The sequence below is a fragment of the Streptomyces filamentosus genome (genome assembly GCF_014654895.1).
In the GTDB taxonomy this organism is placed as follows: Bacteria; Actinomycetota; Actinomycetes; order Streptomycetales; family Streptomycetaceae; genus Streptomyces; species Streptomyces filamentosus.
Map to the genome: position 1 here is coordinate 1,674,195 of NZ_BNBE01000002.1, position 20,724 is coordinate 1,694,918.

Genomic DNA, 20,724 nt, shown 5'->3' on the forward strand with positions numbered 1-20,724 from the left:
TCACCTTATGAACGCCACCCCCACCGCCAACGCCCAGCGAGTCGAAACAGCTGGGGAGCGCACCGGCGGCTGCCTGTGCAGTCGCATCCGCTTCACCGCTCGGGGTCCGGCAGTCTTTGCCCACACCTGTGCCTGTCCCCACTGTCAAAAGCTCGGTGGCACACCCGTGATGTGGTGGGTGGGCTTCGAGACGGTCACCTGGACCGGGGAGGGCGGCGAGCCGACCTGGTATGAGACCTTCGAAGGCGAGGCGAAGCGCGGCTTCTGCCCGACCTGCGGCGCCCGCTTGGCGGCGATCGACAGCGACATCCCGGAGATCGGCATCAACGTCACCGCCCTCGACGACACCAGCGGCCCAGACCTCGTGCCGATCCACGCGTCCTTCCGTGACAACGCCGTGCACTGGCTGCCCCCGGTACCGGCAACCGAGCACAACACGGCCGGTTGACCGCCCGTGCACGGGACGGCCACGTCACCTGCTCCCTCGAATGCCTCGGTTGGTGCCGCGGACGCAGGCCCCTGACGCTTCGCCCCAGGTCAGACAGGACTGTCAGTGGCTGCTACCACGACGTGATCGCACTGCTTGCCGGGATGGATGCGGTTGATGACGAGCATGGTGCCCGTGGCGGTGAGCAGGATGGCGCGGACGCGCTCCGTCATGGGCTTCTCCCTGATGGTCGTGATGGTTCAGTGGGGCATCCAGCCACCGTCGATGCTCAACGACTATGCGGTGATGAACGATGCGCTAGGGCTGGCGAGGAAAACGATAACTGCGGCGCCACGGTGAACGTGGTTGGGAGCCGAGGTGGATGGAGATCCGGTCGCCGAGGGTGAGGTGGGCGCCGTCCCCGGCCGTCCGCAGCGAGGCATCGCCTGCTGGAACACTCCGGCCGGATCGACGTGTCCAACCCTCGGCTGGCCTTCCGCCGCGTAACCCACGACCACCTCCCTGGCGGCTGGGCCACCGAGGCGGCCACGATCCCCACCGCCTGGCGCCCGCCCGCGCTTCAGAACCAGCCCGGCTCCACGATCTCCTCGCCCTCCCCTTGAGGGACCTCGAACCGGGCGAAGAAGTCGCCCAGGGCTTCCGGCGTCACCAGCAACGAGTTCGCGTCCCCGCGCTCGTTGCGCTCCGCGAGTCGCCGCAGCAACTCTTCACTCCCGACCGGGAAGTACAGCAGCCTCCACCGCCCGCCGGCCGACTCCACCAGCTCCTTCAACGCCTCGCGGTCCTTGCGCGGCCACAGTCCGTGGTCCCACACCACATCCCGGCCCTCCGCGACCAGCTCCGCCAACCGTCGGTGCATCTCGTCGACGACCGGGGCCTCCTTCTCGAAGTAGGTGTCCTCCCGGTAGTCCACGCCGTATCGGCCGTGCCGTTCGAAGACCACCTCGTCCACCGACAGCCGCACCGCGCCCCGGGGCTCCAGCACCCGCTGGGCGTACGTCGTCTTGCCCGAGCCGGTGAGACCCACCAGCAGGAACACCACCGGAGTCCCGCCCTCGGCCACCGCCCACTCCCTCCACTGTCTCCCGCGTTCCGCGGCAGTCTGCCACCGCCGACCCACCCGGATCTCGTGGAACCAGCCACCGCCACCCGAAGGAGCCGCCCGTGTCCCCCGTACTCGCCCGCGCGCTACGCGCCTATGTCCGCCACGGCCCCGGCACCCTCACCAAACCCAGCTCGTCGACCGCTTCCTTGACGAGCACCTGCGCACCCGGCCGTGGCGCACCACCGTCCGGCTGCGAACCGGCGAAGTCATCCAGCGCTAGCAATCCGTCAGCCTGGCCTCATGGCCCTCCGGCTCCGCACACGGCAACCTTGGACCGATGCTCTGCGCCCCGCCGCCACCCTCCTCGGAGTCCACCCGTGCCCATCCGACCCCCGACCCTGGCCGTGGTCAGCGGCCCGCCAGCGACCGGGAAGACCACTCTCGCCCGGGAACTTGCACGGTCCCTGGGCTGCCCCGCCATCCTGCGTGACGAGATCAAGCAAGGGATGGTCATGAACCATCCCGGTCACGACGCCGACGAGAACGACCCGCTCAACATTCCGGCCCTGGAGGCGTTCTTCGCGGCGATCACCGTCCTCCTGCGGGCCGGCACCACAGTCGTCGCCGAAGCTGCCTTCCAGGACCGCCTCTGGCGCCCAGGACTGGAGCCGCTCACGGGGCTCGCCGATCCCCGGATCATCCGGTGCACCACCCCAGCGCCGACCATCGCCCAACGCATCACCGACCGAGCCCGTACCGAGAGCCACCGAGTCGCTCACGGCGACAAGGCCCTGCTCGCCGACATGGCGGCCGGCGTGTACGACCCCGATCAGTTCGTCCCCATCAGCCTGGACGCCCCGAAGCTACTGGTGGACACCTCAGACGGCTACGCGCCCGGCATGGCGGAGATCCAGAGATTCGTGCTGCGAACGGTTCCCGAGAAGGGAGCAAGCTGACGCTCTCATGGTGACCGCTCTCACCCCACAGGGGCGCCTATGGGCCAGCCAACGCGCGTAATCGGAAGTCCTCAGGGGGCGGGAGGCGTAGGGTCAGGGGTGAGGTTCCGCCGCATCCCCCGTCGGCGGGACCTCTTTGGCTTCTGGCCGGTGTGGCGGCGCTGGTAGCACCGTGGTGTTCGTCAGCCAGGAGGCACGGGATCTGTCGCCGTCACCAAGGTGATGCGCTCAGCGCAGACGGACGCGTCTCCCGACCGGTGCCCCGGCTCGAACACCGCGACGGTGTAGCTGGCGATGCCGGAGGGCAGCTGCAGGAACATGTCGTTGATGCGCGACCTGGTGTGTTCCAGGGCGTCGGACGCACGGGGTTGATCAACGGTCAGCATGCGCGGGCCGATGCCGGGGATGTCCACCTCGACGTTCCACTTCACGCAGCCATTCTGGCAGTCCGAGCTATGTGAGCAGGTCGGTGTGCGAGTGGCGCACCGCGGGTTGCAGGACGATCTTCTTCAGAGCCCGGTTGATGTCGGGGTTGCGACCGGGGACGTACGAACGCACCGGCGTGTAGCCGCATGCGGTGTACAGGGCGAGGGCTGCGATGTTGTGGACACCGGTCTCCAGCAGAACCTCGGTGTGGCCGCGACCGAGTAGATCTTGCTCGAGCGCGGCGAGGATCCGGCGGCCGACCCCTTTCCCGCGGGCGGCCGGGGCCACGTACATCCGCTTGATCTCGGCTGTCGAGGGGCCGAGGGTGCGCCAGCCTCCGCAGGCGAGGGCTGGTCCGTCTTCGAGGCGGGCGAGGAGGAACTGGCCGTTGGGGGCGTCGAATTCCGCGCTGTCTGTGGCCTCGGGGTCGTCGGCGGTGCCGTAGGTGGCCAGCTGCTCCTGGTGGAGGGCTCGGGTGAGGGCGCGGGCGTCGGCGGTGCCGTACGGGACGGCGGCGAGCGTCCACTGAAAGCCGGCCTGGAGCAGCGTCATGGTGTCGATAGTGCCGTGTGGAGAGCGTCCAGCGCATCCCCGTGCCCGGCGGCGCGCAGTTGCCGACCGGCGGCTGCACGGACTCCGGTGAGGAGGGTGCGACATCGGATGGACTGGACCTGCGGGAGGGTGGTGGTCAGGGCGGTGATCCAGTGGGCGGTGGCTTCGGTGTCCCGGGCCCCGATGCTGGCGCGGACGAGGTGGATTCCGTGGAGGAGACCGGATCGACGATAGCCGGTGGCCGTTCCCTGGGCGGCGATCGGGTTCAAGAGCTGGGCGGCCTCCTTGAGCAGGAGAGAGCGTCGCCCCCGAGCGTGGCTGGCGAGATCGACGAGTGCCTGGCCCGACTCGGCGTCAATCTGCTGGGGGGTGAAGTAGTAGAGGGAGGGCGGGTCGTCGCTGTGGCGTTGGCCGATCAATTGCCGGCATCGGTCAGTGGCCCGGCGGAAGGCGTCCAGGTCCCCGGCGGCAGCCTGGGCGGTAGCGAGACGCCCCCACGCCCGGGCCTGGACCAGTGGGACGGCCTTGGCGGAGTGTTCTACCGCGGCGTGAGCGAAGCGCAGGGCCAGGCTCGGGTTGCTGCCAGCGGCGTGCTGGTAGGCGAGCATGCCGAGGGCGTTGGAGACCGTGGTGGTGTCGCCGGCGGCGCGCGCGATCCGGATGGCCAGGAGCTGGTAACGGTGGCCAGCAGGGTCCAGGCCCGCGTCGAAGCTCATCCAGCCAGCGAGCTGTGCGGCGCTGGCGGCGTACCGGAGGAGCCGGTTGCCGGTGGCTGCGTTGTAGCGGCCGGTGTGGATGAGGGTCAGGGCCTCGTGCAGGGCGATGCGGGCTTGGCGCTGACTCAGGGGCCCCCCGCCGGTGCGGTCGTCGAGGCGTCGCAGTGCGGCGAGCTGCTCGAAGAGCATGTCGACGAACTCGGGGGCGACGTGGTTGCCGTCTCCCCGGCCGGGAGCGGGAGGGGCGGGGGCTTGGCGGGTGGCGTCCCACACGGCCGCGGTGAGGTGCTCGGCGGCGGCTGAGTGGACGAGTGCGGGCTCGACGGCGCCGCTGGTCCACTCGGACGCGGTGCGCAGCACGTGTTCGAGTGGAAGGGGGCCGAGCAAGTCTTCGGTCTCGGCGGCCTCGGTGGCGGGTTGGTCAAGGCCCCACAGCTGCGCGGAGGTGTAGCGCAGGCCTGTCGCCTCTGTCAGGACGACCGCCACGACGTCGCGCACGGCGGCGGAACGGGGCCGGTGCCCGCGCAGCCACTTGTAGCCCGCGGTCAGGTCTACCGGAGGCTGGCCCATGGCGTTCAGCCGCGGGTTGATGGCTTTCACCAGCCCGCGGGCCGACCACTTGGCGCGGTCCAGGGCGTCGGCGAGCACGGACGAGGGGACGAGATCAGTCACCACGCCATGACGGTAGGTCACAAGCTGTGAGCGTGGGAGGTTTCACGGGATTTCACACTTCCGGTGAACGCTTCACGTCCTTCACGGCCCGAGCGTCTACAGGGTGGGGATGGTGGGCTGGGACGATGCCGTTCCTCCTGCTCCTTCACATCGCGCGGTGGCCTTCATGATTCCTGAGTACGTTGCCGAACTCCGCTCCTTGGTCGGCCCTGACCACCGGCTCTGGCTGCCGGGGGTGAACGCGGTCGTTCTCGACGAGGGGCGGGTGCTGTTGCACCGTCGCTCCGACACCGGGGACTGGTCGATCCTGAGCGGCATCCTCGACCCGGGCGAGGAGCCGGCGGCCGGGGTGGTGCGCGAGGTGGCGGAGGAGACCGGGATCCGGGTGGTGGTCGAACGCCTCGCCGGGGTGACGGTCTCCCCGCCGGTGGTGCACGCCAACGGGCACCGGGCGCAGTACTTGGAGCTGGTCTTCGCGTGCCGTCCGGACAGGCCGGGCCAGGTGGCCCGGGTCGCGGATGACGAGTCGCTGGAGGTCGGCTGGTTCGAGGTGGACGCGTTGCCGCCGATGCGGGCGCGGACCGGCGAGTTGCTCAGGCTCGGCCTGGAGGAGCGGGAGCGGGCGTGGTTCCGGCCGGCGTGAGGACGGTGTGCCTCAGCACTTCGAACGCTTCCGCGGCGTCGTGGCCGATCTGGGCACCGCGCAGCCGGGCTGCGGCCAGTACCGCTTCCGGGGAGCGGGTGTGCGGCCAGGGCCGCATCTCCGTGGCGTACACCTCCAGGGCCTTCTCCTTGACGGCCAGCGCGTGGGGGGTGATGGGCTGGAACCAGGTCGGGTGGAAGGGGCGTTGGGGCGCCCATTCGGTGGCGGAGCGGACTTCCCAGGCAAGGACCGTGGTGACCGGGCAGCCGGGCTGGGGCCGGGTGGCCGCGGCGACGGCCTCGGCGGTGATGCGGTGGTCCAGGGACAGGTCGGCGCTGCTGTGGGTGTAGACGATGTCGGGCTGCCAGGTCCGGACGGCGTTTTCGACGGCCTGGGTGATCTTCAGCCTGGGCACGGTGTCGAAGGCGTTGTCGTCGAAGACGGCGATCTCGGCCTGGGCGTTGTAGAGGGTGGCGGCCCGGTGGACGCAGGCGCTGCGGTGGGCGAAGGCCTGGTCGGGGTCGTGTCCGGGGCGGCTGGTGGAGCTGGCGCTGAGCACCAGGATCCGTACCCGGTCCCCGGCGGCGGCGTGCTCGGCGAGCGTGCCGCCGGCGCCCAGGGTCTCGTCGTCGGCGTGGGCGGCGACGGCCAGCACGGTGCGGGCGGTGGCGGTGTTCATGGGGCTCCTGTCGGCGGATCGGTTCGGGTCGCGTCGCGGCCCGCTGGAGAAGGGGTGGGAACTGTTATGCGGGAGGCGTGCTTTCCCGGTGTCGAGCTGCGGGTGGGCCGGATGGAGATCGGCGAGGGGGTGCGGATCGGTGAGGGCACGGTGATCGTGGCCGACGACCTGGTCCTGGGTGCCGGGGCGGTGATCGGGCCGGGCTGCGACCTGCGTTCGGCGCGTCTGGAGTTCGGCCCCGGGGTCCGGGTCGGCGAGGGTGGCCGGTGGCTGGTCGCGGACCTGGCCCGGCTGGGAGCCGGGACGGTCGTCGACGCGGGCGCCGAGGTGGTGTGCCGGGAGCTGACGATCGCCGAGGGCACCTACGTGGGGCACCGGTTGCGGATCGGCGCGGGGGCGACGATGGAGGAGCGCTCGCTGGTTCGGATCGGGGCCCGGTGCCAGATCGCCCCGGACGTGACCTTGAACTGCACGGAGCCGGTCGTGATCGGTGACGAGGTGGGCATCAGCGCCCAGGTGGCGGTCTTCACCCACGGCTACCACGCCGGGCACCCGGTCCGCGACGGGCACGCGGCGGCGTTCGCCGGCGTCGGGGTCGAGGACGGGGTGTGGCTGGGCTTCCGGTCGGTGCTGCTGCCCGGAGTACGGGTGGGGGCGGGCACCGTGGTCGCCGCGAGCGCCACGGTGACCCGGCCGCTGCCCGCCAGGGTGCTCGCGGCCGGCGTGCCCGCGACGGTCAAGCGCCACCTTCAGCCGCGGGCCCTGGACGCGACGCAACGGCGCGAGATGGTGTCCGCCCTGGTGGAGGGCTGGATCGAGCGCCTGGCGTTCAAGGGCCTGGCGGTGCGCTCGGTGCCGGGCGGTGAGGGCCGGGCCGGATGGGAGGTGACGGGCCGGGGCGGACGCTGGTCGGTCCTCCTTACGGTCGGCGCCGGGGAGGTGAGCGTCGAACTTCGGCCGGACGGCGGCGAGATGGTGGTGTTCGGGTTCGGTGAGCCGCTGACGGTGCGCGGGGTGTTGGATGAGCTCGGGCATGATCTGCGCGATCACTGCCGCAGGGCGACGTGGCTGTTCCCGTACGAATCGAACAGCCAGGGCCTGATGCCGCAGCGGTTCGCGCGGCTGCTGGACGGCGCCGGTCACGGGCCGGCCTGAAGGTAGGCGGCCAGTGCGGGGGTGACGCGGTCGGCCTGCGCGGCGTCGGCCATGCTCTCGGACAGTTGCTGATGGGTGCGCGGGCCGATGACGGGGATCACCGGCGCCGGGCGGTGGGCGCGCAGCCAGGCCAGGGCCAGCCCGTGCGGAGTCATCCGCAGGGCGGCCGCCGTCTGGTGGAGCCGGGCGCGGCGCTCGCGGCCGGCCGCCGTGTCGTAGGCGGCGCTGTGGTGGGCGCTGTGCCGGCCGCTGTGGCGGGCGGCCAGGTAGCCGGCGGCGAGCGTGCGGTACGGAGTGATGGTCATGCCGTGCCGGGCGGCCATGTCCAAGTGTGCGGGGTCGGCTTCGACGAGCCAGGGTTCGGCGGGCGGATCGGCGCGCGCGGCCAGGCTCCACAGCGGCGCGGTGAGCGTCGGAGGGGTGAGCCGGATCGCCGCGGCGTACGTCGCCCAGGCCTCCAGGCGGGCGGTCGTCCAGTTGGAGGCGCCGACCCGTTCGGCGAGGCCTTCGCGGACGGCCCGGTCGGCGGCGTCCGCGACTTCGTCGACCGGCACGGCGGTGTCGTCGCGATGCAGCACCAGGATGATGGGCCGGCCGAGACGGTCGGCGCTGCGGCGGGCGGAGGCGAGGATCGCCTCGGGGCGCAGGTCTCCCTGGTCGGGGCGGGCGGGGTCGAGTCCGGCCTTGGTGATCACCCGCATCCCGGGGGCGCCGGCGGCTTGCAGCCAGGCGCCGATCAGCGGCTCGGCCAGGAACGCGCCGTCGTGGGGGCCGTAGGTGGGAGCGGTGTCGAGGAGCCGGCCGCCGAGCTCCTGGTAGGTGTCGAGGAGATGGTGGGCGAGGTCGGCGGGCAGCGCGCGGGTGCCGAACTCGAAGGTGCCCAGCGCCGCCACCCCCGTCAGCGGGGTGGCGGCGCCCGTGGGGGCGGGGGTCACTGGGGTGCCCCGGCCGGGGTCCAGACGGCAGCGCGGGTGCGGGCGGTGTGGGCGAGGGCCCCTTCGAGCGGCCGGGTGGGCGGCGGCCCGTAGGTAGCGGTGAACAGGGACGTGTCGGCGGTGAAGGAGCGGATCTCGTTGGGCCGGGGGCGGGTGTGGGCGAGGGTGCCGCGGCCGGTGGCGCGGATAACCGCCTGGGCCAGCTCGAGGACGGTGATGGCGTAGCCGGAGCCGACGTTGACGACGGGCAGCAGCCGGTCGGTCTGCAAGATGCGGCCGAGCATGGCGGTGGTGTCGTCGATGTGGGTCAGGTCGCGGGCCTGGGTGCCGGTGCCCTCGATCATCAGGGGTCGGTCGGCGAGGGCGGCGTCGATGAAGGCGGGGACGACCGCGTCCGGGTCCTCCCACGGGCCGTAGGTGTTGAAGAACCGGACCGTGCCGATCTGCCGGCCGGGGCCGAGGCGGGGCCGGTAGATGTCGGCCAGGTACTCGGTGGTGGCCTTCCCGGCCGCGTACGGGGAGCGGGGCCGGTGCGGGCTGGTCTCGGCCAGCGGCCCGTTCTGCTCGCCGTAGACCTCGCAGGAGGAGGCGAGGAGCAGGCGGCCGGCGCCGGAGGCCGTGAAGGTGTGGATGATGTGCCGGTCGACGGCAGTGTTGTGCTCGAAGCCGCCCGGATCGAACGAGGCGGGGACGGACTTGTGGGCGGCCAGGTGTACGACGGTGTGGAAGTCGTCCAGGTCGGCGGGGGTGAGGGTGCGGACGTCGCGCTCCACCAGGTTCTCGGGGCGGGGCCGGGGCGAGTTCACGGACAGGTCGTCCAGGGCGGTGACGGCGTGCCCGGCGGCGCGCAGGGTGGTGGTGAGGGCGGAGCCGATGAAGCCGGCCGCGCCGGTGATCAGCAGGTTCACGAGGGGTCCTTGGCGGGGTCGAGGGTGTCGAGGTAGGAGGCCAGGGCGGCGGGGTCCTGGTAGGTGTGGGCGCGGATGCCGAGCTCGGTCGCGGCGTCGGTGACGAGGGCGATGTCGTCGATGAGGACGAGGTGCTCGCGGGTGGTGTGGTGGGCGGCGGCGACGTGGTCGAAGAACGCCGCGCCGGGCTTGGTGGCCCCGATCTCGTGCGAGCAGTGCACCGTGTCCAGCACCGGCAGTTCCTCGCGAAACAGGTCTCGCCAGAACGCGGCGTGCAGCACGTTGGTGTTGGAGACCCCGACGACCGCGTCGAAGCGGCGGCGGACCGCCGGGGCGGCCAGCAGGGTGAGCAGGGCGGGGTCGGTGGTGCCGTAGATCGAGTTCCAGCCCGCCTCAAGCTGCTCGTCGTTCAGGTCCACGGCCAGGAGGCGGCGCAGGTGCTCCAGGTAGTCGGCGGGTTCGATCTCGCCGCGTTCGAAGGCGTCGAAGGGGGCGTCGATCAGCCAGCGCTCCCGCAGCTGCTCGGGGTCCTGCCCGGCGGCGTCGGCCCATGCGTCGAGGGCCTTCAGGAAGGAGTAGCTGAAGAAGACGCCGCCCATGTCGACGAGCAGGACGCGGCGGGGTCGGTCAGATGAGGGCATGGGTGGCACGGGTGGTCTCCAGGGTCGGCAGAAGGTGGCTGTAGTGGACGGTGATCAGGTCGCGGCGGGGTTTACCGGTGGAGGTGACCAAGAGGAGGTCGGGCCACCGGTCGGGCAGGACGTGGACGGCCTCCAGGTCGCAGTAGGGCAGTTCGCCTTCGCGCCGGGCCGTCTCGATGCCGTGGAACAGCTCGCCCTCCAGCGCAGCGACCCGGTCGGGCAGCCAGTCGGCGGTGGTGGGCGCGGAGACGAGGGCGACGGCGCGGGGCAGACCGGGGCCGAGCAGGCACGCGGCGTCGACGGCGGGGTGGGTGAGCAGGTGCGCCTCGATCGGTTCGGGGTGGAGCATCTCGCCCGCGCCGGTCTTGAACGCCGATCCGATCCGGCCGGTCAGGCACAGCCCGCCGGACGCGTCCTCGACGGTTCTCACAAGGTCGCCGGTGTGCAGCCAGCCGTCCGCGTCGGTGACCGCGCTCAGCCGCGGCCACTGCTCGACGTATCCGGCGGCCACATGGGGGCCGCGCAGCAGGAGTTGGCCGTCGTCGTCGATCCGGTGGTCCACGCCGACCGGCCGGCCCAGCCCGGGGGTGGTGGCGTCGTCCTGGTGGAAGGCGGGGACGGTGGTCTCAGTGGCGCCATAGGCGCCGCAGATCCGCAGTCCCGTGTGCTGGTGAAGGGTGTCGGCGACCGTGCGGTCGAGGGCGGCGGCACCGTTGACGGCGGTGCGCACCTGGGCCAGGGCCTGCCGCAGCCGCTGTCCGCTGTCGCCCGGCTGCTGGCAGGCGGCGGCCAGGCGGGCCCAGACCTGGGGGACGCCGAGCAGGGTGTCCGCCTGGTGCTGGCACAGGTCCTGTTCGAGACGGGCCGGAGTGGAGGCGATGACGGTGGTCCCGTACAGGCACATCAGGGTGTGGCCCATGATCCGCTGGGCGATGTGGGAGACGGGCAGGTAGGACAGGGTGCGCACGGGCCGGCCGGTCCACTGGGCGGTCCAGGTGTCGGTGCCGTGCACCAGGGCCGCCTCGGTGAGGGCGACGGCGCGCGGCACGCCGGTGGTGCCGGAGGTGAAGACGATGGTGGCGGTCTGTTCCAGTCGGCGTCCGGCCAGGCGGTGGGCTGCCGTGCGCCACTGCGCGGGGGTGCCGCCCGGCCGGGTGCTCCGCTCGTCCACGGTGAGCACCGGCGTCCGGGCGTGGCCGGCGACGGCGGCGGGCGCGCCGTCGCCGACGGTGTCCAGGACGACGGCGGGCTGCACCACCGGCCACAGCGCGGCGAGTTGGTCGTGCGGCAGGTCCGGCAGAACGGCGGGGACCCCGCCGGCCAGAAGGACGGCCAGGTCCGCGACGGAGAACAGCGGGCCCGGCCCGGTGCGCAGCAGCACGACGCGCCCGGTCACGTCGGTGGTGGCGCGCAACTGCTGAGTGAGGGTCAGTGCCCGGCCGAGGACCTCGTCGAACGTCCAGACGGTGCCGTTCAGGTCGACGACGGCCGGCCGGTTGCCGGGGTGGGTGAGGAAGCGCGTAAGGAGACGGTCGGCCATCACAGGTCCAGGGCGGTGGTCGCGGTCAGGTGGTGGGCTGCGGCGAGCTGGCGGCCGCGGGCGGCGACGAGCGCGTGGCGGGAGATGGTCAGGGCGTCGCGCCAGCAGCCCTCCAGGCCCGCGGCGCGGTGGATCGCGGCCGCCCCGGCGGCGTCGAACAGCGTCCGGCACGCGGCCTCGGCGGCCTCGGCCATCTGACAGCACGCGGTGCGCAGCAGCGCCCGCTGTCCCGGGCTGACGTGGCCGGTCAGCGCGCTGCTCCACGCGGCGTCGGTCGCGGCGTCCAGCAGGGCGGCCGCGGCGCGCAGGCGGCCGTCGGCCTGGTCGAAAGCGGCCTGGACCGCGGGCTGTCCGGCCATCGGACCGGTGCCGTAGCGGCTGGTGGTGGTCGAGACGAGCCGGGTGAACGCGGCCCGGGCCCGCTCGCCGGTCGCGCGGGCGACCTCGGCGATACATCCGGCGAGCAGCCCGTACAGGGGGTAGCGGTACAGCGCCCCGTCCGCGAGCGGCGGGTCGGTCAGGCTGATGCTGTGCGCGGGCGGCAGCAGGGTGTCGCAGGCGACCGTGTAGGAGGCGCTGCCGCGCAGCCCGAGCGCGTCCCAGTCCTCCTCGACCGTCAGCTGGTCACGCGGGACGAGCCACCAGCGGGTACCCGTCATGCCGGAGCTGTCGGCCGGGGCCGCGAGGGCGGCCAAGGTCATCGCCGGTGCCCCGGTGACCAGCGGCCAGCGCCCCCGCAGCCGCACCCCGTCGCCCTCCCGCGCGGCCCGGCCGATCGGCACCGAGGAGCCGGCAACCACCAGGGCGGGGCCGGCCAGGTCGCGGGCCGTCTGCACGTCCAGGCGTGACAGGAACGCCCCGGCCGGAGCGTGGATCGCCGTCACCCACCCGGCGGCCGGGTCCGCGAGGGCGACCTCGCGCACCGCCAGAAGGATCTGCGGCACATCCCACTGCTGGCCCCCGCAGTGGGACGGCAGCGCGGCCCGGGGCAACACCGAACTGGTCAGCGCCTCCCACACCTGCGGGTGCAAGGTCCCGGTCCGCTCCCCGAACTCCCGGTGATCCGCGGCAGCCCGGCACAGCTGCTCCACGGCCGCGAGGGCAGGGCGCTCTTGGACAAGGGTCATCACGAATCTCCACTCGGATCAGGTCGAGAACAAGGTGAAGGTGCCGCCGACGGCGGCGAAGAAGCAGGGAGGGGTGGCCCGGGTCAGTGACGGGCGGGGGCGGCGAGCAGGTCGCGCAGGGCGGTGGCGACCGCGTCCAGGAGTTCGCGTGTCAGCCAGCCCGGCCCCACCTCGCGGTCCAGCACCTGTCCGGCGGTGCCGACCAGGTGGCAGGCCAGCGCCGCCGCTTCGGCGGGTGCCAGCGTCTGGGCGAGCAGTGCGGCGGCGGCGCCGGCAAGCACGTCACCCGAGCCGTGCCGGGCGAGCCCCGGGTACCCGGCGGGCACCAGCAGGGTCTGGGTGCCGTCGGTGATCAGATCCGGATCGCCCTTGGCCACCATCACCGCGCCGGTCTCCCGGGCCGACTGCGCCAGTGCCGCCGGGTCGACCGCCCCACCGCGCCCTGCTCGGCCGACCGGGCCGGATCCGGCGAGCAGGGCGTGTGCCTCGGCCCGGTTGAGCAGGACCAGGTCCGCGCCCAAGTGCCGAAGCCGCTCCCGGGCGCGGGGGCCGCCGCCCAGCGAGCCGTCGACCACCAGCGCAGCACCCCGGTCGTGGTCCCGGACCTCCTGCAGGGCATCCAGCACCCTCCCGGCCACCGGACTGCCGCCCAGCCCCGGACCGACCAGCCACACCACCCGGCCCCGGGCCCCCGTCTCGATCAGGCGCCGCGCCATCCGCCGCGAGACCCGGGCCGCCGCCGCCACCGCGGCGGCATCCAGCTCGGACCCCAGTCCCGCGATCAGATGTGCCTCCAAGGCCACCTGCTGCGCCGCCGGGGCGGGCGGGGCCGCGACGCGCACCCCGTGGGCCCCGGCCCGCCGGGCCGCCAGCGCCGCCACGTACGGCGGGCCGGGGTACTCGCGCGAGCCGCCGATCACCATCACCAGCCCGCCGTCGCCCTTCACTCCCCCGCCGGCCACGGCGACGGCCCGCAGCGCCAACTCCCGGGCGCACGAACGCTCCACGTGCACAGCCCCGGCGCCACCGGCCCCGCGAACCTGGCCGTATGACGCTTCGTCAGTCTGTAGGCTCGGAGCAAACACCCGCGCCGGCACCCGGCGCCGGGCCGCTTCGAGGGGAACCCCGTGACCGCACCCACCCGTACCTGGCCGCACCTTCTCGCCACCCTGCTGCGCGGCGAGGACCTCACGGCGGACGACACCAGGTGGGCAATGCGCGCGGTCATGGACGACGACCACGAGCCGGTCGCCCTGGCCGGCTTCCTCGTCGCGCTGCGCGCCAAGGGCGAGAGCCCCGCCGAGCTCGGCGGCCTGCTCGACGCCCTCATGGAGCGCGTCGTCCCGCTGCCCGTCGACGGCTCCGGGGTCCTTGACATCGTCGGCACCGGCGGCGACGGCGCGCACACCGTCAACATCTCCACCATGGCAGCGATCGTCACCGCCGCCGCCGGAGCCCCGGTGGTGAAGAACGGCGGCCGCTCCGTCTCCAGCAAGAGCGGCTCCGCCGACGTCCTGGAACAGCTCGGCGTGCCCCTCAACCTCAGCCCCGAGCAGGTCGCCCAGTGCGTCCACGACCTCGGCATCGGCTTCACCTTCGCCCCCGCCTTCCACCGGGGCCTGCGCCACGCCTCCCCCGTGCGCCGCACCCTCGGCGTGCCCACCGCGATCAACTACATTGCCCCGCTGACCAACCCGGCCCGCCCCGGCACCGCTCTGGTCGGCTGCTCCAACCTCCAGCTCGCCCCCCACCTGGCCACCGTGCTCGCCGCCCGCGGAACCCGGGCACTGGTCGTCCGCGGCCAGGACGGCCTGGACGAGATCACCACGGCCGCCGTCACCGACGTATGGCACGCCGACGACAGCGGTGTGCACCGGACCACGTTCGACACCGCCCGCTTCGGCCTCGCCCGCCCCGGTGCGGACGCGCTGCGCGGCGGGGACGCCGGCTACAACGCCAACGCCGTCCACACCGTGCTCTCCGGCGCCCCAGGGGCCGCCCGCGACGCCGTCCTCGCCAACACTGCCGGAGCCCTCGCCGCCCACAACGCCACGGCCGGCCTCGAGGACGCCTTCGCCGATGGCCTGGACCGGGCCCGCGTCGCGATCGACAGCGGAGCCGCCGCAGACCTGCTCGCCCGGTGGACCAAGCTCGCCACCGCGCTGGCCGCCCCTCGCTGACCTCATCACTCCGCTCACCGCACGGCCCCGCCCGTCAGCAGCGGGACCTGCCGCGACCACCGCTCCACCGCCTCCCACCGCCGGCCGACGCCCGCCGCGGTGATATCCCGTACGAGCTCCGCGAACGCCGCCCCCCGCTGCGCCGGCACTCGACCCGGAAGGCTGTCCGCGGCGGCCCGTCCCTTCGCGGGATCCGGGTAGGCCGCCATGACTGCCGCGAGCGGGGCCTGCACGACCGACTGCGGTGCGCTCGGGCTGGACGCGTGCGCGGATGCCACCAACGCGGCCCGCTCCCGCCAGGGCAGGAACGCCGCAAGCTCCCGGACCACATCCAGCGGGTCGTCGCTGGTGTGCACCATGGTCAGCAACCGGTTGGGACTCCCCGCCACCGATCGCAGCGAGTCCGCCTCCCGGCCGGCCGGGTCGTTCCCGCCCTTCAAGCGCGTCAGCCGTCGCGCGGCGTCACCGCCCGGGTGGCGGTACAGCACCAGCAACCCCGGCCCCAGCCCCACCACGGTGTCCAGCAGCAGCAGCCGCTCCGCGGTCGCGCGACGGAGCTGCCACCACCACAACAGCCTGACTCCGGCCCGCTCCAGCCGTACGGCGCTCGCGCCCACCGGTGTGAAGCCGTCGGCTTCCACCCTCGCGAGCACGTCCGCCGCGGTGCCGGCCGCCATGGCATCCGGCCGCACCCACAGCAGTGCAGTCTCGGAGGCGAACCGCTCCGCTTCGCCCGCGCCGAGTACGCCCACCAGCGTCGCCCAGCCCTCCCGCACCAGCGGGTCGAAGGCATAGTGCTGTGCCTTCTCCGGCTCTCGGGTCAGGCGGTTCGGGGCAGGAGCGGGCATGTCCGCCCACCCCTGCCCCATGGTCGCCGCCGTCCTGACCGATGTCGTCACCGCGCTCCCTCCGCTGCTGCCGACTGTGTTCCTCGCCAAGCACACCGCGGGCGTGCGGACGAGCACAGAGGTCAAGAGCGTGAACGCCGTGAACGCAGGATCGCTTGTGTGAATCTGCGTGAAACCAAAGTTCGGACCAGAAGGGGCTGGATTCCGCACGGTCGGCGCGGCGGTGCTGGCCGAGCGGAGCATGCGCGGCGAAGGTCACGGCACAAAGTGCCGCGCCGCCGCCCCCGCCTCGCGGCGCCCGAGATCACCACGGAGACGCAGGCGCCCAGGCAGCGCGGCGCCTGACCACCCCCTGGCGGCGATGATGCACCCGCGTCCCGAATCGACGCATCCTCTCCGACGGCGCGCACTGCCGCGCTACGGTTGTCCCGCCTCCTGGTGAGGCTCCAACCCCGTTCGGACGCGGCGTCCGTCACCTCCGTTGACGCGGAGGACATCGCGTCCCGGCCGTTGCTCTCCGGCTCACCATGACCGAGAACCTGACGTCCCCCGAGTCCTTCCTCGCCACCGTGGACACCCTCCGCGCCGGCGAGGGCACCGTCCGCGCCACCGCCCACACCTCCAGCGTCTCCGCCGACGGCTGGACGGCCGCCGAGCCAGCCTCCGCCCCCGAGGGCACCGACGCCTGAAACACCCATCTGACGCCGGCGGCGCCCCGCCGGTAGTCATCCTGGGGCCGACCCCGACGGCGTCGGCCCCAGGCCCAAGCCCCGGGAAGGAACCCTCGTGTCCACACCCCTCGACTTCGCGTTCTCTCCCATCCGTGACCTGCACCAGGACCGCACCCGGCGCATCCACGATCTCTTCCGCACCACCGTCGGCGAGACGGAACGGCCGGCCGACGCCTACTGCTTGGCCCATCACGCCCTCGAAGGCGCCGCCCGGGCCGGCGACACCCTCACCTTGGGCTGGTATCAGACCCGCCCCGACTCCAACGGGACCGCCCTGACCACGCCGACCGTCGTCGGCCCCCGCATCGTCGTCTCGCCCGACCCGGGCCGCATGCCGCGGTCCCCGATCTCCGACACCGCGTACTACGTCCTGGGCCCCGACACCACCGTCGCCTCGGCCGACGAACTCGCCCTCACCACGGCCGCCGTCGCCACGGCAGCTCGGCACGAGTTCGGCGATCTGCTGGCGGACCACACGGTCGTCACCTGCCTGCTCCGACGCAAGGCGCTCGGCGACACCCTCGTCAGCTGGGCCATCACCCGGCTTCCGGGAACCGTATACACCGACCACGTCGGGGCCCCGACCGTACTCGGCCGCGACCTGATCCACGACGCCGGCCACAACTGCGGCGTGACGAGGACTGCGCCCTGAGGGCGGCGAGGTCCTGCCCGGTGGTGTCGTACTTGCCGAGCTCGGTGAAGCGCGTCTCGAACCCGTCGTCGAAGAGGGTGGCGGCCCAGTTGTCGGGTGACGGTGTCGGCGGCACGGGGGCTACTCCGGGGTGAGGGCGGCGAGGGATCGGCGGGCTGCTCCCACCGCAAGATGCTTCTTCGAGACCCGGGCGCCCTAGTGGTTCCATCCGTGCTCCGGCTCGGTGTGGCCGGTCAGGAGGGTGGCGAGGTGGTCGATCGTGGTGAAAGCGACGCCCGGGGTCGTGGTGAAGGCGGCCGGGTCAATACTCCGGGTGACGAACAGGGGGATGACTCTCCAGCCCTGTGCTGCCTCGGCCCCGCAGGCGAGCGCGGCTGCCGTGGCGTGCTCGTCGATGATGGCGGCCTTGGCCAGGAGCTTGGTGCGATAGCTGGTGAACCGTCCCAGGTTCTGGGCGACGTTGTGGATGCCGATGGCGCCGTGGGGGTTTTTTGCCTCGATCACCCACAGCCGCTTCCGGCCAGGGTCGGCAACGAGGAGGTCGATCTCGCCGGACAGGCCCGGGATGCCGGCGGCGGCCGCCGGGCCGCGCTCGAGGCGGGAGCGGTACGGCAGGCCGGCGTGGACGGCGGCCTGGGCGAGGTCGGTCTCGAGCTGGTTGTTGTACTGCTGGCGGTGGCGGTCGAGGAGGTCCTTCGCCTCGGGCGGGGTGTCGGGGCGGGGCAGGCGTCCGTCGGCGAGATAGGTGGCGTAGAGCTGCTGGGAGGTGTGGACGAGCCAGGGCGCGATGAGGATGCCGTCGTCGTTGTGGGCGATGAGCGGGTGTGTGAGGGGCCGGATGCGGCGCTCGACCTCGGTGTAGGCGTGGGTGTGGCCTCCTGCGGCGTTGCCCGGGTGGAGGACGAGCTGCTCGACGGCGGCTCGGGTCTGGGCTTCGGGTAGCTGGGACCATGCGGCCGTCTCGCGGGCGAGCTCGTCTCGGCTGGTGAGGGCGGTGCCGTCGGGGCGGGTGGGCCAGTCGGAGGCGGTGGCGAGGACGGCGGCGAGTGCGTCGAGGCCGCAGCCCCACTGGGCGGTGAGTGCGGCGTCGGCGCGGGCGAGGGTGCTGCTGGCCGGCGGGTGCAGCTGGGTGAAGGCGATGGGCGTGCGGGAGCCGCTGCGGGCGGTGAACAGGTCCTCGGGGGTGAGGCGTTGCGGCTCGGCCGTGCCGGCTCGGGTGAGCCAGTGCTGTTCCTGGGCGTGGCGGTAGGCCGCGGTGTCGAAGCCGAGGTGGCCCTCGGGGCCGGCATCGGCGGTCTCGAGGGTGTCATCGAGGGTGAACACGCCGGTGGGGTGGATGGTGAGGGTTACTGGGTGAAGCCGCTTACTGGCGGGGAGGGCGACCAGGGCGGTGCGCAGGAGAAGTTCGGCCAGGGCGACGAGGTCGGCGATGGTGATGAGGTCGGCGGTCTTGTCGCCGGCGGGCGGGGTGATCAGTGCCTGCTGGAGCATCAGTTGCAGGGCGGTGGTGCTGACGGCGCCGTCGGCCTCTCGGCGTCGGGCCTCCTCCTGCCAGGGCTCGTCTCGGGTGCGGGCGATACCGGTGACGGCTTCGCGGCGGCCGTGTGCCCGCGTGGCGAGAGCGGCGTTGAGGTGGCGGACCAGGGCGTGTACGAGGTCGGGGTGGTGGGAGCGGAGCTGCTCGGCGAGCTCTTTCTCCAGGGCGTGGAGGAGTTGTTCGGCGGGGCCTTCGCGGCGCAGGGCCTCGGGTCCGGTGAACGTGCCGGCCGGGACACCGGCTGCGCGCACGGCGTCGGCGGCTACACGGATGGCGCGGGCTCTGACGTAGGGGGTGAGGTTCGGGAGGGAGTGGGGTGGTGCGGGCGGCGGCGCGTAGGGGTCGGTGCCGTACCAGGTGAGAACCGGGACGGCGGCGTCCCATGCGGCGCTGAACTCGGCAGCGCCAGGCGGATGCTCGGCGTCGTCGGTGGAGTGGAGACGGCCCATGGCGTGGTGCAGGGCGAGGCCGAGGATGTGGTGGCCGTCGTCGGTGAAGCGGTCCAGGAGCGGCGGATCGAGGACGATGCCGATGCGCGCGGTGTCCTTGTCCGTGGCGATGAGCAGCGGAAGGACGTCGCCTGGCGGTTCGGTCTTCGTCTGGTTGGGTGCCTGGTGAGGCTCGACGGTCTCGGTCAGATGCAGCAGGACCGGTCGGCGGCCGGGCAGGGTGAAGTGCTGGGCGAGGCTAGGGTGCGCGGCGAGGGTGCCCCGGATGCCGTCGGCGAGACCGGCGAAGGCGGCAGCGTCCAGCACCGCCCGCCCGTCGGGGTTGACGGTGGTCAGGACGATGAACGGCGGATGGCTGCTGACGCAGGCCAGGGTCAGCTGTCCGTCGACGCTCTGGGCAAGGTCGGCCCACAGGCCGGTGCCCGCCGATGCCTCGGTGAGGCGGCACTCGGTCCAGTCGATGGCGGGCAGCAGGCCGGCCGCAGCCAGAATGCCGTCAACGGGAGCCCACATGGCGGCCCGGTCCCAGGAGACGTCCCGTCCGTACGGTTCGACGACGGCGACGCCTTCTTCATACGGCCCGGGCGGCAGGAGGGTGGCCTGGGTGTACCAGGTTGTCCAGGCGTCGAGGACGTCGTAGTAGGCGACGGCGTCGGTGCCCGGGTGCTGGGTGAGTTCCAGTACCCACAGCGCAAGCATCGTCAGGTCGCCGCCGGCGGCGGTGAAGATCTCGGTGAGTTCCTCTACGTGGAGGTAGAGGGTGTCTGTGATCACTTCCCGGCCCAGGAACCGGGGGCCTGCGTAGATGACGAGCCGGCCTGCGCCGGCGGGGCTGGTGGACAGCTCGGCGCGTGCCTTCTCGATCAGGGCGGCGAGGTCGTCGGCGAGGGTCGCGGTGATCGCGATCTCCAGACGGTGCGACGGTGAGGTGATCCGGCACACCTCCCCCGGGTCGTAGGGCATGTGGTCCAGGCCGAGAAGGCGCGCGACGCGGGCGATCGTGCGGTGGCGAAGCCGGTGCTGGGCCTCGGGTGGTGCCGGGTGGCGCTGGAGCAGGTCGCCGGCCGCGGCGGTGGCTGCTTCCAGGGCGGTGGAGGCCGGCACCGGCACGGTGCGATGGCTGCTGCTGATCAGGAGGGTGGGGCCGAGCAGAGGTTGGCCGGGGTTGTAGGTGAGGGGCAGGTCGTTCAGATCGCGGGTGAGGTAGGCGAGCGCGGCTGTTGTCCGGTCCGGCCCACCGGACCCGGTCGCGGTCGCGGCGAGGTGGGCGGTGCCGAGGCCAGCCGCGGCCGTGATCTCCGCATCGGTCACCTCGCACGTGATCTGCACCGGTACTGGTTCGGCCTCAAAGGCCTGTGGCCAGGCCGGGGCGAGGCTCTCGACGGTGTGGTCGGTGTGGCGCAGCGCGAGTTCGAGGATGTCACCGATGCCGAACCCACACGTGTGGACGAGGTGGTCGTCGACGGCATCGGCGACATCGTGGAGGCTGCGCAGGACGAGAAGCGGGTGGTCGAGTTCGCCCGGGTGGACAAGGAACCGTCCGCGTTCGCCGATCGTGAAGTGCACGCTCTGGGTTGGGTTGTTGGGCGTGCGGTCGGTCGTGATGCCGCGGTCCGGGGCGGCTTGTAGGGCAGCGTGCAGGACGGCCCGTAGATCGTCAGCGGCCGCGGACCGCCCGTCTCGGTCGGGACCGGCCAGAGCGCGGGTCCAGGCGAGCAAGAGGTGGTCGTGGAAGCGAGCGCATCCCGGGGAGTCGAGCGCCGCCCTCAGCAGGGCGAGCGCCGAGACGCTGGAGTAGGGCTCCAAGGCCGCGTCCAAGACGCTGAGGTGTTCTTGACGGCGGTCATTCTCGGGCATCGTTCGCCTCTCCGTGCACAGGTGCGG

At 72.8% G+C, this 20,724-nt stretch carries 22 protein-coding genes; 8 read left to right on the forward strand and 14 right to left on the reverse strand.

Annotated features, from left to right (window positions below; translation table 11 throughout):
* Positions 1 to 7 precede the first annotated feature (7 nt).
* Positions 8 to 448: a GFA family protein gene (locus IE326_RS26510; RefSeq protein ID WP_190043283.1), complete on the forward strand. Its 441-nt coding sequence runs from the start codon at positions 8 to 10 to the stop codon at positions 446 to 448.
* Positions 449 to 537: 89 nt separating this feature from the next.
* Here IE326_RS26510 and IE326_RS41580 read toward each other — a convergent pair whose 3' ends face one another.
* On the reverse strand, positions 538 to 660 hold the full coding sequence (locus tag IE326_RS41580) for a hypothetical protein (protein ID WP_268983039.1): 123 nt from the start codon (positions 658 to 660) through the stop codon (positions 538 to 540).
* Positions 661 to 1,007: 347 nt separating this feature from the next.
* Positions 1,008 to 1,511 (reverse strand): P-loop nucleotide/nucleoside kinase family protein, encoded by a 504-nt coding sequence (locus tag IE326_RS26515; RefSeq protein WP_229915645.1) that lies wholly within the window; start codon positions 1,509 to 1,511, stop codon positions 1,008 to 1,010.
* A gap of 386 nt (positions 1,512 to 1,897) precedes the next feature.
* Between IE326_RS26515 and IE326_RS26520 the strand changes: the two genes are divergently transcribed.
* Positions 1,898 to 2,449 (forward strand): P-loop nucleotide/nucleoside kinase family protein, encoded by a 552-nt coding sequence (locus IE326_RS26520; RefSeq protein WP_229915699.1) that lies wholly within the window; start codon positions 1,898 to 1,900, stop codon positions 2,447 to 2,449.
* A 182-nt stretch (positions 2,450 to 2,631) separates the two neighbouring features.
* Here the strand turns inward: IE326_RS26520 and IE326_RS26525 are convergent, their stop codons facing one another.
* From IE326_RS26525 to IE326_RS26535, 3 genes are read right to left on the reverse strand one after another with little or no spacing between them, the layout of a single operon-like run.
* Positions 2,632 to 2,880, reverse strand: a complete 249-nt coding sequence (locus tag IE326_RS26525) for a hypothetical protein (RefSeq protein WP_190043285.1) — start codon at positions 2,878 to 2,880, stop codon at positions 2,632 to 2,634.
* Positions 2,881 to 2,902: 22 nt separating this feature from the next.
* On the reverse strand, positions 2,903 to 3,427 hold the full coding sequence (locus IE326_RS26530; RefSeq protein WP_190043286.1) for a GNAT family N-acetyltransferase: 525 nt from the start codon (positions 3,425 to 3,427) through the stop codon (positions 2,903 to 2,905).
* Positions 3,424 to 4,818 carry an NsdA family TPR-like regulatory protein gene (locus IE326_RS26535; RefSeq protein WP_229915646.1) on the reverse strand — a complete coding sequence of 465 codons (1,395 nt, stop codon included), beginning with the start codon at positions 4,816 to 4,818 and terminating at the stop codon, positions 3,424 to 3,426. Before IE326_RS26535 ends, IE326_RS26530 begins: the two co-directional genes overlap by 4 nt.
* 163 nt (positions 4,819 to 4,981) lie before the next feature.
* On the opposite strand from IE326_RS26535, the gene IE326_RS26540 reads away from it, so the two are divergent.
* The gene (locus tag IE326_RS26540; protein ID WP_190043288.1) at positions 4,982 to 5,458 is read left to right on the forward strand and encodes an NUDIX hydrolase; all 477 of its coding nucleotides are present in this window, start codon (positions 4,982 to 4,984) and stop codon (positions 5,456 to 5,458) included.
* Here the strand turns inward: IE326_RS26540 and IE326_RS41585 are convergent.
* Complete coding sequence (locus IE326_RS41585; protein ID WP_190043289.1) at positions 5,409 to 6,137, reverse strand: PIG-L deacetylase family protein; 729 nt, start codon at positions 6,135 to 6,137, stop codon at positions 5,409 to 5,411. The two genes, IE326_RS26540 and IE326_RS41585, sit on opposite strands and share 50 nt — an antisense overlap.
* A gap of 54 nt (positions 6,138 to 6,191) precedes the next feature.
* Here IE326_RS41585 and IE326_RS26550 point away from each other — a divergent pair, with 54 nt between their 5' ends.
* A complete protein-coding gene (locus IE326_RS26550) occupies positions 6,192 to 7,292 on the forward strand; it encodes a hypothetical protein (RefSeq protein WP_190043290.1) in 1,101 nt (366 codons plus the stop codon).
* Here IE326_RS26550 and IE326_RS26555 read toward each other — a convergent pair.
* The 6 genes from IE326_RS26555 to IE326_RS26580 form a co-directional block, all read right to left on the reverse strand.
* The gene (locus IE326_RS26555) at positions 7,277 to 8,227 is read right to left on the reverse strand and encodes an aldo/keto reductase (protein ID WP_190043291.1); all 951 of its coding nucleotides are present in this window, start codon (positions 8,225 to 8,227) and stop codon (positions 7,277 to 7,279) included. The two genes, IE326_RS26550 and IE326_RS26555, sit on opposite strands and share 16 nt — an antisense overlap.
* Positions 8,224 to 9,135 (reverse strand): NAD-dependent epimerase/dehydratase family protein, encoded by a 912-nt coding sequence (locus IE326_RS26560; RefSeq protein ID WP_190043292.1) that lies wholly within the window; start codon positions 9,133 to 9,135, stop codon positions 8,224 to 8,226. The genes IE326_RS26555 and IE326_RS26560 overlap by 4 nt, the downstream gene beginning before the upstream one ends.
* Positions 9,132 to 9,776 carry an HAD family hydrolase gene (locus IE326_RS26565; RefSeq protein WP_190043293.1) on the reverse strand — a complete coding sequence of 215 codons (645 nt, stop codon included), beginning with the start codon at positions 9,774 to 9,776 and terminating at the stop codon, positions 9,132 to 9,134. Before IE326_RS26565 ends, IE326_RS26560 begins: the two co-directional genes overlap by 4 nt.
* Positions 9,763 to 11,316 (reverse strand): AMP-binding protein, encoded by a 1,554-nt coding sequence (locus tag IE326_RS26570; RefSeq protein WP_190043294.1) that lies wholly within the window; start codon positions 11,314 to 11,316, stop codon positions 9,763 to 9,765. Before IE326_RS26570 ends, IE326_RS26565 begins: the two co-directional genes overlap by 14 nt.
* Positions 11,316 to 12,443 (reverse strand): acyl-CoA dehydrogenase family protein, encoded by a 1,128-nt coding sequence (locus tag IE326_RS26575; RefSeq protein WP_190043295.1) that lies wholly within the window; start codon positions 12,441 to 12,443, stop codon positions 11,316 to 11,318. The genes IE326_RS26570 and IE326_RS26575 overlap by 1 nt, the downstream gene beginning before the upstream one ends.
* Positions 12,444 to 12,526: 83 nt before the next feature.
* The gene (locus IE326_RS26580; RefSeq protein WP_190043296.1) at positions 12,527 to 13,450 is read right to left on the reverse strand and encodes an NAD(P)H-hydrate dehydratase; all 924 of its coding nucleotides are present in this window, start codon (positions 13,448 to 13,450) and stop codon (positions 12,527 to 12,529) included.
* Between the two features lie 120 nt (positions 13,451 to 13,570).
* Between IE326_RS26580 and trpD the strand changes: the two genes are divergently transcribed.
* Positions 13,571 to 14,623 carry an anthranilate phosphoribosyltransferase gene (gene trpD / locus IE326_RS26585; protein ID WP_190043297.1) on the forward strand — a complete coding sequence of 351 codons (1,053 nt, stop codon included), beginning with the start codon at positions 13,571 to 13,573 and terminating at the stop codon, positions 14,621 to 14,623.
* A 14-nt stretch (positions 14,624 to 14,637) separates the two neighbouring features.
* On the opposite strand, the gene IE326_RS26590 is transcribed toward trpD, so the two are convergent.
* Positions 14,638 to 15,471 (reverse strand): nucleoside-diphosphate kinase, encoded by an 834-nt coding sequence (locus IE326_RS26590; protein WP_190043298.1) that lies wholly within the window; start codon positions 15,469 to 15,471, stop codon positions 14,638 to 14,640.
* On the opposite strand from IE326_RS26590, the gene IE326_RS26595 reads away from it, so the two are divergent.
* The 3 genes from IE326_RS26595 to IE326_RS26605 all read left to right on the forward strand — a co-directional run bounded on the left by IE326_RS26595 (position 15,470) and on the right by IE326_RS26605 (position 16,854).
* Complete coding sequence (locus IE326_RS26595) at positions 15,470 to 15,634, forward strand: hypothetical protein (RefSeq protein ID WP_190043299.1); 165 nt, start codon at positions 15,470 to 15,472, stop codon at positions 15,632 to 15,634. The two genes, IE326_RS26590 and IE326_RS26595, sit on opposite strands and share 2 nt — an antisense overlap.
* 364 nt (positions 15,635 to 15,998) lie before the next feature.
* Entirely contained in the window at positions 15,999 to 16,160 is a 162-nt protein-coding gene (locus tag IE326_RS26600; protein ID WP_190043300.1) for a hypothetical protein, read from the forward strand.
* Between the two features lie 97 nt (positions 16,161 to 16,257).
* On the forward strand, positions 16,258 to 16,854 hold the full coding sequence (locus IE326_RS26605) for a hypothetical protein (protein ID WP_190043301.1): 597 nt from the start codon (positions 16,258 to 16,260) through the stop codon (positions 16,852 to 16,854).
* Positions 16,855 to 17,049: 195 nt separating this feature from the next.
* On the opposite strand, the gene IE326_RS26610 is transcribed toward IE326_RS26605, so the two are convergent.
* On the reverse strand, positions 17,050 to 20,697 hold the full coding sequence (locus IE326_RS26610) for a hypothetical protein (protein WP_190043302.1): 3,648 nt from the start codon (positions 20,695 to 20,697) through the stop codon (positions 17,050 to 17,052).
* Between the last annotated feature and the right edge of the window lie 27 nt (positions 20,698 to 20,724).